Below are 9,102 nucleotides of genomic sequence, written 5' to 3' on the forward strand. Positions count from 1 at the left end.
CAACCCATCGGTTGAATGTTTTTGGAAGTGGGAACAGATTTGGTCTCAGCGCTCGAGCAGGATCGTCGGCGCACCGTGATAGGTCGTCTGTGCCTTTTCGCGATAACCGCACTTGCGGGCAACGGCCAGCGAGGCACCGTTCTCGGGATCGATGATGCACGCAGTCTTCTCGAAGCCCGGACGACCCTCTGCCCATGCGAGCATGGCCGTGACCACTTCGGTCGCGATTCCTCGACCCTGTGCCGTCGGGGCAAATATCCAGCCCGCCTCCGGTGTTCCTTCGAAGGATGGCGTGATGTCGCGCTTCATCTCATGGAAACCCGCCACGCCGATGAATTTTTGCGATGTGCGGTCCACCACGGTCCATAGGCCATAGCCGAGCAACTGCCACATGCCCGTGATCAGCAGGAACCGGCCCCAGCTTTCCTCGCGGGTCCGGGCTTTTCCTCCGATGAAGCGCATGACGGCGGGGTCGGCCCACAGCGTCGCGTAGCTGTCGAAATCGTCAAGCACGGGAAGCCTGAGGATCGTGCGTTCGGTTTCGATGCCTGGTGTTTCGGCCATTACATTCGTCCTGTGTCGGCACGGATTGTCGGAATTCTCGTCCCGGGTGGATAGGGCCAAGCTAGGTCTGCCTGCTGTCTGGCAGGAAATGGCAGCTATCGGCGTGCCGTTCGTCGTGGCAGTTTCTATCTATCGCAGGCAACCTCAAGCGAACGAGAGCCAGAGGACAATGGACGTCGTCGATCTTCTTCTCGCCATCCTGCATCATTTCCTCGTCTTCACCCTCGCCGGCCTGCTGGCAGCCGAGCTGGCGCTGGTGCGCCCCGGTCTTTCGGGCTCGAACCTCGCTTTGCTCGGGCGCATAGACGGCGCTTATGGCGGCGTAGCGATGGCGGTGATCGTGGTCGGCATCTGCCGGGTAATCTTCGGCCTCAAGGGCTGGGAATATTACCTGTCCAACCACGCCTTCTGGGGCAAGATGGTCGCCTTTGTGATCGTCGGCCTGCTTTCCATCCGGCCGACCCTGCGCATCCTGGCCTGGCGCAGGAGCGGTGCGGCGCCGGTTCCGGACGGCGAGATCGCCGCTGTCCGCTCCTGGATCAGGGGCGAGGTGTTTTTCCTCGCACTGGTGCTGGTGTTCGCCGCCGCCATGGCGCGCGGGATTGGCGCCTGAAGCATGGTCCCGAAAAGTTGCATGACTTTTCGGATAAGATCATGCGTTCTTGCGGCTTAAGGCACAGCGCCCGGCGCAAGCTCCACCAGCGGTGCGGGAATATCGGTCGTCTTCTCCGCAGACTTGCAGATGTCGGCGATGACGCAGCGCTCGCATTCCGGCCGGCGCGCCTTGCAGACATAGCGCCCGTGCAGGATCAGCCAGTGGTGCGCGTGGCGCATGTATTCCGGCGGGATGACACGAATAAGCCCTTCCTCGACCTGTTCCGGTGTCTTGCCCGGCGCGAGCCCGAGCCGGTTGCCGATCCGGAAAATATGCGTGTCGACGGCCATCGTCGGCTGGCCGAAGGCCATGTTGAGCACGACATTGGCGGTCTTGCGGCCGACGCCCGGCAACTTGGTCAGTTCGTCGCGGTCGCCGGGAACCTCTCCGCCATAGTCGCGGATAAGAGCCTCCGACAGGGCGATCACGTTCTTCGCTTTGTTGCGCCAGAGCCCGATCGTACGGATATGCTCGCCGACCTTCACCTCGCCGAGAGCAAGCATCTTCTGCGGCGTATCGGCTATCTTGAACAGTGCACGGGTCGCCTTGTTGACGCCGGCATCGGTCGCCTGCGCCGACAGCACCACGGCAACCAGCAAGGTGAATGCGTTGACGTGCTCCAGTTCTCCCTTCGGCTCCGGCCGCTGGACAGCGAAGCGGCGGAAGATCTCATGCACCTCCGTCGGCGTGTAAAGCGAATAGGGCCTCACCGGGCGCGGCCGCCGCTTGGCGTTCGAACCGTCCCGTAGCGCGGGTGCGGCGGTTTTTCGCTTGGGCTTTTCCATCGCCCTTCTATAATTATTCGCCATGAGCGACACAAACGCGGCCGCGGCCGACGAACCGTTCTTTCAGGCTCTGTTGACCCCGCACCGTTCGCTGGGGCGGACTGGGTTCGCCATCCTGATGGGCGCGCTTCTCTTCGGCTGGCTCGTGACAGGGCTCTTCTTCCTGTCGCACGGAGCCTGGCCCATTTTTGGCTTTCTCGGCCTCGATGTCCTGCTCGTCTATGTCTGCTTCACGCTGAACTACCGGGCTGCCCGCGCCCGCGAGGAGGTTTCCGTCTCGCGAACGAGCCTCGACATCCGCAAGATCGCCCCGTCGGGCCGCTCGGAGGATCATCACTTCAATCCGTTCTGGGCGAAATTCGCGGTGGCGCGTCACGACGAGATCGGCATCACCCGCATGGCGGTCGAGGGGCAGGGGCGCTCGGTGTCGATCGGCGGGTTCCTCAACCCGGACGACCGCGAAAGCTTCGCCACCGCCTTCTCCCGCGCGCTGGCGACGGCGAAAACGCGTTAGGCTGGGCGGCAGGAATCGGGTGGCGAAGGCTCCGGCGACATCGGATATTGGCGGACAAGGAGAGTCTGCCATGAATGCCCATTCGTCCATCAAGCCCACAGCGGTGCTGAGCCGCGACGTCACCCCCGAAGGCGGCGACTACGAGATCGTCCGCCGGGTGATCGAGAAGATCAGCCTCGATTATCGCGACCAACCATCGCTGGAGACGCTCGCCGACGATGTCGGACTGACGCCGACGGCGCTGCAGAAACTGTTCACGCGCTGGGCCGGCCTGTCGCCGAAGGCCTTCCTGCAGGCGGTCACCCTCGACCACGCACGCAGGATGCTCGACAGCGGCCTGCCTCTGCTCGAAACCTCGTTCGAGCTTGGCATGTCCGGCCCCGGCCGCCTGCACGATCTCTTCGTGACGCACGAGGCGATGTCGCCGGGCGACTACAAGACGCGCGGCGCGGGTCTCGTCATCCGCTACGGTTACCACATCTCGCCCTTTGGCCTCGCGCTGGTCATGGCGACCGATCGCGGCCTCGCCGGCCTCGCCTTCTGCGATCCGGGCGAGGAACGCGCTGCGTTCGCGGATATGTCCGGCCGTTGGCCGAACGCGTCCTTCGTCGAGGACATGGGCGCGACCGGCCCCTATGCGGCGCGCATTTTCAACCCCTCGCGCTGGCGCGCCGACCAGCCGCTGCATGTCGTGATGATCGGCACCGACTTCCAGGTTCGCGTCTGGCAGGCTCTGCTGCGCATCCCGATGGGCAAGGTGCGCAGCTACGGTGCGATCGCAGGCGAGATCGGCTCGCCGTCGGCCAGCCGCGCCGTGGGTGCCGCCAACGGTGCAAATCCGATCTCATTCGTTGTCCCCTGCCACCGCGCCATCGGCAAATCCGGCGATCTCACAGGCTACCACTGGGGCCTGACGCGCAAGCGCGCGATACTCGGCTGGGAGGCCGGCCAGCTTTCGGGCTAGTCACAAATCGCGGCTGGAAATGGCCGGCCACAAGAGCTAGCTTCCCGGCCAGACTCGGGAGGCTGTTCTTGATCACTGTTGTAGGCTCCATCAATCTCGATCTCATCGCCAATGTCGACCGGCTGCCTGCGCCCGGGGAAACCCTCCGCAGCAGCGGCTTCACCACCGCCCCCGGCGGCAAGGGCGCGAACCAGGCGCTCGCGGCGGCCCGCGCAGGTGGCGAAGTCCGCATGCTCGGCGCGGTCGGCCGTGACGGCTTCGCCACCGAGGCGCTTGCCTGTCTCAGGCAAGGCGGTGTTCAACTGTCGAGCGTGCGCGAGGCGGCGGCTGCGACCGGCATCGCGTTGATCTTCGTCGATGGAAAGGGCGAGAACGTCATCGTCATTGCCCCCGGCGCCAATGACACCGTGCTGCCCGGCGATCTTGCCCGTGCCGCTTTCCGCCAGGGCGAGGTCGTGCTGCTGCAGCTTGAGATCCCACTCGCGACGGTCGAGGCGACGCTTGCCGCCGTCGCTCAAACCGGCGGCGTGAGCGTGCTGAACACAGCGCCTTTTCGTGCCGAGGCAGCCAAATTGCTTCCGATGGCGGATTTCGTCGTCGCGAACGAAACCGAGTTCGATCTCTATGCCGATACATTGAAACTGGAAGGCGGTGACCGCAAGACCCGCATGGCCGATTTCACGAAACGCACCGGACGTACGGTCATCGTGACGCTGGGCGCAGATGGCGTGATCGCCGCCTCTCCGGAAGGCGAGCTTGCGGTTCCGGCGCTTGCCATCACGCCGGTCGATACGGTCGGCGCCGGCGACACCTTCTGCGGTTATCTCGGGGCCGGTCTGGCCGATGGCCTTTCCCTCGAACACGCGCTGCGCCGGGCCGCTGCCGCCGGCTCGCTGGCCTGCCTGAGCCCGGGTGCGCAGCCGGCCATCCCGCACGCGAAGGAAGTCGACGAGGCTCTGGCCGGCGCATGAAAAACGTCGTTCCAGGCAGAAGCACTGGCGGCTTCCGGCTGCTGCTCGCCATCGCCCTGTCCGGGTTCGGCATCGCCGGCGCACGCGCCGACTGGAAACCAATCGAACAGGTGCAAGCCTACTCGATATCCGGCACGAGCGGGCCTGAGCTTTATGCGTCGATCGGCGAAAACGGACCCAAGGCTGGCGTCGGTCGCGTGGTGGCCTTCACCAATTTCAAGCTGACATGGCAGCGCGACTACCGCCCGCAGGCCGATGGGTCATGCAAGCTGGTTTCGGCGCGCCCAAAGCTGATCCTCATCTATACGCTGCCCAAGCCGGCCAACAAGCTCGCCGAACCGGTCGCGAGCAACTGGAAGACTTTCTACGAGGGCGTCCGCCGTCATGAACGCGTCCATGGCGACATGATCATCGACATGGTGAACGAGATCGTCGCCTACAGCGTCGGCCTGACGGTCGAGAACGATCCGAACTGCAAGAAGGTCAGGACGACGCTCACCGATCGCCTGTCGCAGATTTCACAGGCGCAGCGCCAGCGAAGCCGGGACTTCGACCGCACCGAGATGGCGGACGGCGGCGCCGTCCACCAGCTCATCCTCAACCTCGTGAACGGCGGCTAGGCTACTCCCGGCCTTCCTCGAAGCGCCGCAACTCGTCCAGCACCGGCATCGAGACGATGTGATAGCCGGAATCGACGTAGTGGATTTCGCCGGTCACGCCCGACGACATGTCCGACAGCAGATAGAGCGCCGAGCCGCCGACCTCGTCGATGGTAACAGTGCGTCTGAGCGGCGAGTTGCGCTGCTGGTAGGACAGCATCTGGCGCGAATCCGCGATGCCCGCGCCGGCGAGCGTGCGGATCGGCCCGGCAGATATGGCGTTGACGCGAATGTTGCGCGGACCGTAATCGCTGGCGAGGTAGCGCACGCTGGCCTCAAGCCCCGCCTTGGCAACGCCCATCACGTTATAGTTCGGCATGATGCGCACGGAGCCGGCATAGGTGAGCGTGAGCATCGCGCCGCCGTCGTTCATGAGCGACGCCGCGTGGCGCGCGCATTCCGTGAACGAATAGCAGGAGATGACCATGGTGCGGATGAAGTTCTCGCGCGTGGTGTCGGCGTAGAGGCCCTTCAGCTCGTTCTTGTCGGAAAATCCGATGGCGTGGACCAGGAAGTCGATCCCGTCCCACTCCTGCTTCAGCGCCTCGAAGGTCGCGCGGATCGACGCGCTGTCCTCGACATCGCAAGGCAGCAGCAGCTTTGAGCCGAGCTTGTCCGCAAGCGGCTTCACGCGCTTGCCGAACGCCTCGCCCTGGTATGTGAAAGCAAGGTCCGCGCCTGCCGCGGAAAGTTTCTGGGCGATACCCCAGGCGATCGAGTGGTCGTTGGCGACGCCCATGACGAGGCCGCGCTTGCCCTGCATAAGCTGACCCATTCCCGGGCCCCCTATGCGGTGTAGCGCTGGAAGACCAGCGTCGCGTTGGTGCCGCCGAAACCGAACGAGTTGGACAGCACGGTGTCGATCTTTGCATCGTCGATGCGCTTGCGCACGATCGGCATGCCCTCGAACTCGGGGTCGAGGTTCTCGATATGCGCGCTTTCGCCGATGAAGCGCCCCTGCATCATCAGGATCGAGTAGATCGATTCCTGCACGCCGGCAGCACCCAGCGAGTGACCGGTCAGCGACTTGGTCGAGGTGATGTTGGGAATGTTCGCCCCGAACACCTCGCGGATCGCACCCATTTCCTTGCTGTCGCCAACCGGCGTCGATGTGCCGTGCGTGTTGATATAATCGACCGGCGCCTTCACCGTGGCCAGCGCCTGCCGCATGCAGCGGATAGCGCCCTCGCCCGAAGGCGCGACCATGTCGTAACCGTCGGAAGTCGCGCCGTAGCCGGTCAGCTCGCAGTAGATTTTCGCGCCACGCGCCTTTGCGTGCTCCAGTTCCTCAAGCACCAGGACGCCCGCGCCGCCGGCGATGACGAAACCGTCGCGATTGACATCATAGGCGCGGCTGGCGACCGATGCCCGGTCGTTGAACTTGGAGGACATAGCGCCCATGGCGTCGAAGAGATTGGACATCGTCCAGTCGAGGTCTTCGTGACCGCCTGCGAACATCACGTCCTGCTTGCCCCACTGGATCATCTCGGCGGCGTTGCCGATGCAATGCGCTGACGTCGAGCAGGCCGACGAGATCGAATAGTTGACGCCGTGGATCTTGAACCATGTCGCCAGTGTGGCCGATGCCGTGGACGACATCGCCTTAGGCACCGCGAACGGGCCGATGCGCTTTGGGCTGTTGTTCTTCAGCGTGGTCTCGGAAGCTTCGACGATGGTGCGGGTCGATGGTCCGCCCGAGCCCATGATTATGCCAGTACGCTCGTTGCCCGACACATCGCTCTCTTCGAGGCCGCTGTCGGCGATCGCCTGCTTCATGGCGACGTGATTCCACATGCCGCCCTGCGACAGGAAGCGGGCGGCGCGCCGGTCCACCTGGTCGGTCGGATCGAGCGTCGGCGCACCCCAGACCTGGCAGCGGAAACCATGCTCCGCAAACGAGTCCGAAAAGCTGATGCCGGATTTCGCATCGCGCAGGGAGGCGGCTACCTCTACGGCATCGTTGCCGATCGAGGACACGACTCCAAGGCCGGTGACGACCACACGTCTCATAGGGAAGCTCCTTGTCGTCGAGCGCGGCCGTCAGGCAGCCGCTGCCTCCTTGAACAGGCCGACTCGCAGGTCGGTGGCCTTGTATATGGTTTCGCCGTCGGCCTTAAGCCAGCCATCTGCTATGCCGAGCACGAGGCGGCCGCGCATCACACGCTTGAAGTCGACGCCGTATTCCACCTTTTTTGTGGCAGGGGTCACCATTCCGGTGAACTTGACCTCGCCCGTGGAGAGCGCGCGGCCCTTGCCGGGCTCGCCCAGCCAGCCGAGATAGAAGCCGGTCAACTGCCACAGCGCATCGAGGCCGAGACAGCCCGGCATGACGGGATCGCCGATGAAATGGCAGGGGAAGAACCAGAGGTCGCGGTGGATGTCCAGTTCGGCGCGGATGAAGCCCTTGTCGAACTCGCCGCCAGTCTCGCTCGTCTCCGTGATGCGGTTGAACATCAGCATCGGCGGATAGGGCAATTGGGCGTTGCCAGGGCCGAAGAGTTCGCCGCGGGCGCAGGCCAGCAATTCCTCGTAGTCGTAGCTGGACTTCGATACCGCCATCAATTCGCCTTCCCGTTCCTCCGGGCGAACCGCCCCTCATATCGTTGCGTAGCTATCACAGCCGTTATTGGGCGGAAAGCGAAGTCAGCGATTATCGCGGCCTCTGTCTCCGGTCAATCCGGGCGCGACAGAGGGTGAAGTGTCGCTATTGATCGGATTTGGCCGACAGAATATATCTGCAATGGTTGGATTTGCTGGATTTGCGCTCAACCTCGGGTGCAAAAAGGGCTTTTAACGGATTCGAGGCTTGATGGATCACCGGGTCCGGAAAGATTGGCTGGCTATAGACGAGCGGGTGCGTGACGCAGGCTTAAGGCCGACGCGTCAGCGTGTCGCGCTGGCGGAATTGCTCTTTGCCAAGGGCGACAGGCACCTGTCAGCCGAGGAATTGCATGAGGAGGCCATCGCCGCCGGCGTGCCCGTCTCGCTCGCAACCGTCTACAATTCGCTGCATCAGTTCACGGATGCCGGGCTGTTGCGCATCCTGGCCGTCGAAGGCGCGAAAACCTATTTCGACACCAACACCTCGGACCACCACCACTTCTTCGTGGAAGGCGAGAACAGGGTGTTCGACATCGAGACCGGCCCCGTTTCGGTCACCAACCTTCCGGACCCCCCGGAAGGCATGGAGATCGTCAATGTCGACATCGTGGTGAGGCTGCGCCCCAAGCGCGCCTGATACGCCGGTGCTTCCGGCTCAGTCCTTCACGAGTTCGCCCGGATAGGCGCCCCAGACCTGCGACTGGCTGACCCAGCCGGATTGCCCGCCAAAAGCCATCTCGCACCAGCTGCCGTCGCAACTGCGAATGCTGCCGATCGCGCCCGGCTCGACCACGGCGACAATACGCGCATCGCCGTTGGGGCGCGCCAGCAGGTTAATCCTGGCGTCCTTGCCCTTCTGCCAAGGCGCGGCGATCGCTGTGCGGCGGCCGGAAAGCAGCGACTGGTTGACCCAGCCCTCTGCGCCGTCGGCGTCACGCACGCGTCGCCAGTTGTCATATTCCTGGATGATTTCCATCGGCAGGCCGGGCTTCAGGTAGAGCCAGTCGACGGCGTAGTTCACGCCGGGTCCGATGCGCGAGTTCACGCGGCCCGATTTCAGGCTGACGAAACGCGGAAGCGGCAGGCCGCTAGGTCCGCGCCGGGCGTCGGCCGCGGCGGCGGGTTGCTGCTCGGCTGGCGCTGCGGCGGCCTCCAAGACAAGCGTTGGCATGGCGATGACGCCGGCAGCAAGCGCGGCGATCAGGCGGAGAGACGAAAAACGGTACACCTTCGTTCCTCTACGGACAGGAGGTCCGCCTGCGCCACGGCGGAGTGCTCCCTTTTTCTTTGTCATCGGCGGGGCGTCTTGTTACACAGGCAGCCGGCCGGGGCCTGTTTCCAGTTTCACCTCTCTTGGTTAAAGAGGTCTGAAGCAGGACCGCAGTTGAG

12 protein-coding genes are annotated in these 9,102 nt (G+C 64.0%); 6 read left to right on the plus strand and 6 right to left on the minus strand.

Features of this window, described 5'->3' with window-relative positions:
* Window positions 1-45: 45 nt before the first annotated feature.
* A complete protein-coding gene (locus ABMA32_RS02820; RefSeq protein ID WP_349012204.1) occupies window positions 46-564 on the minus strand; it encodes a GNAT family N-acetyltransferase in 519 nt (172 codons plus the stop codon).
* 46 nt (window positions 565-610) lie between these two features.
* Here ABMA32_RS02820 and ABMA32_RS02825 point away from each other — a divergent pair, with 46 nt between their 5' ends.
* A complete protein-coding gene (locus tag ABMA32_RS02825; protein ID WP_349012205.1) occupies window positions 611-1,177 on the plus strand; it encodes a DUF2214 family protein in 567 nt (188 codons plus the stop codon).
* A 56-nt stretch (window positions 1,178-1,233) separates the two neighbouring features.
* Here ABMA32_RS02825 and nth read toward each other — a convergent pair whose 3' ends face one another.
* Window positions 1,234-2,004 carry an endonuclease III gene (gene nth, locus ABMA32_RS02830; protein ID WP_349012206.1) on the minus strand — a complete coding sequence of 257 codons (771 nt, stop codon included), beginning with the start codon at window positions 2,002-2,004 and terminating at the stop codon, window positions 1,234-1,236.
* Window positions 2,005-2,026: 22 nt separating this feature from the next.
* Here nth and ABMA32_RS02835 point away from each other — a divergent pair, with 22 nt between their 5' ends.
* The 4 genes from ABMA32_RS02835 (at window position 2,027) to ABMA32_RS02850 (ending at window position 5,073) form a co-directional block, all read left to right on the plus strand.
* Window positions 2,027-2,518 carry a DUF2244 domain-containing protein gene (locus ABMA32_RS02835; RefSeq protein WP_349012207.1) on the plus strand — a complete coding sequence of 164 codons (492 nt, stop codon included), beginning with the start codon at window positions 2,027-2,029 and terminating at the stop codon, window positions 2,516-2,518.
* Window positions 2,519-2,588: 70 nt separating this feature from the next.
* A complete protein-coding gene (locus ABMA32_RS02840) occupies window positions 2,589-3,482 on the plus strand; it encodes a methylated-DNA--[protein]-cysteine S-methyltransferase (RefSeq protein WP_349012208.1) in 894 nt (297 codons plus the stop codon).
* A 68-nt stretch (window positions 3,483-3,550) separates the two neighbouring features.
* A complete protein-coding gene (locus tag ABMA32_RS02845; RefSeq protein WP_349012209.1) occupies window positions 3,551-4,453 on the plus strand; it encodes a ribokinase in 903 nt (300 codons plus the stop codon).
* A complete protein-coding gene (locus ABMA32_RS02850; protein WP_349012210.1) occupies window positions 4,450-5,073 on the plus strand; it encodes a DUF922 domain-containing Zn-dependent protease in 624 nt (207 codons plus the stop codon). The genes ABMA32_RS02845 and ABMA32_RS02850 overlap by 4 nt, the downstream gene beginning before the upstream one ends.
* A 1-nt stretch (window position 5,074) precedes the next feature.
* Here ABMA32_RS02850 and fabI read toward each other — a convergent pair whose 3' ends face one another.
* The 3 genes from fabI to fabA are packed head-to-tail and all read right to left on the minus strand — an operon-like array spanning window position 5,075 to window position 7,671.
* Window positions 5,075-5,887, minus strand: coding sequence for an enoyl-ACP reductase FabI (gene fabI / locus ABMA32_RS02855; protein WP_349012211.1), 813 nt, complete (start codon window positions 5,885-5,887; stop codon window positions 5,075-5,077).
* An 11-nt stretch (window positions 5,888-5,898) separates the two neighbouring features.
* A complete protein-coding gene (fabB, locus tag ABMA32_RS02860; protein ID WP_349012212.1) occupies window positions 5,899-7,122 on the minus strand; it encodes a beta-ketoacyl-ACP synthase I in 1,224 nt (407 codons plus the stop codon).
* A gap of 30 nt (window positions 7,123-7,152) precedes the next feature.
* Window positions 7,153-7,671 carry a 3-hydroxyacyl-[acyl-carrier-protein] dehydratase FabA gene (gene fabA, locus ABMA32_RS02865; RefSeq protein ID WP_349012213.1) on the minus strand — a complete coding sequence of 173 codons (519 nt, stop codon included), beginning with the start codon at window positions 7,669-7,671 and terminating at the stop codon, window positions 7,153-7,155.
* A 250-nt stretch (window positions 7,672-7,921) separates the two neighbouring features.
* On the opposite strand from fabA, the gene irrA reads away from it, so the two are divergent.
* Window positions 7,922-8,350: an iron response transcriptional regulator IrrA gene (gene irrA / locus ABMA32_RS02870; RefSeq protein ID WP_349012214.1), complete on the plus strand. Its 429-nt coding sequence runs from the start codon at window positions 7,922-7,924 to the stop codon at window positions 8,348-8,350.
* 18 nt (window positions 8,351-8,368) lie between these two features.
* On the opposite strand, the gene ABMA32_RS02875 is transcribed toward irrA, so the two are convergent.
* Entirely contained in the window at window positions 8,369-8,941 is a 573-nt protein-coding gene (locus tag ABMA32_RS02875) for an SH3 domain-containing protein (protein ID WP_349012215.1), read from the minus strand.
* Window positions 8,942-9,102: the final 161 nt, after the last annotated feature.

Origin of the sequence: Mesorhizobium quangtriensis (genome assembly GCF_040081925.1) — a bacterium.
In the GTDB taxonomy this organism is placed as follows: domain Bacteria; phylum Pseudomonadota; class Alphaproteobacteria; order Rhizobiales; family Rhizobiaceae; genus Mesorhizobium_K; species Mesorhizobium_K quangtriensis.

Coding starts and splice junctions, on each gene's coding strand:
- fabA (WP_349012213.1), bottom strand. CDS start 7,671: ATGGCGGTATCGAAGTCCAGCTACGACTACGAGGAATTGCTGGCCTGC.
- ABMA32_RS02840 (WP_349012208.1), top strand. CDS start 2,589: ATGAATGCCCATTCGTCCATCAAGCCCACAGCGGTGCTGAGCCGCGAC.
- nth (WP_349012206.1), bottom strand. CDS start 2,004: ATGGAAAAGCCCAAGCGAAAAACCGCCGCACCCGCGCTACGGGACGGT.
- fabB (WP_349012212.1), bottom strand. CDS start 7,122: ATGAGACGTGTGGTCGTCACCGGCCTTGGAGTCGTGTCCTCGATCGGC.
- fabI (WP_349012211.1), bottom strand. CDS start 5,887: ATGGGTCAGCTTATGCAGGGCAAGCGCGGCCTCGTCATGGGCGTCGCC.
- irrA (WP_349012214.1), top strand. CDS start 7,922: ATGGATCACCGGGTCCGGAAAGATTGGCTGGCTATAGACGAGCGGGTG.
- ABMA32_RS02820 (WP_349012204.1), bottom strand. CDS start 564: ATGGCCGAAACACCAGGCATCGAAACCGAACGCACGATCCTCAGGCTT.
- ABMA32_RS02835 (WP_349012207.1), top strand. CDS start 2,027: ATGAGCGACACAAACGCGGCCGCGGCCGACGAACCGTTCTTTCAGGCT.
- ABMA32_RS02850 (WP_349012210.1), top strand. CDS start 4,450: ATGAAAAACGTCGTTCCAGGCAGAAGCACTGGCGGCTTCCGGCTGCTG.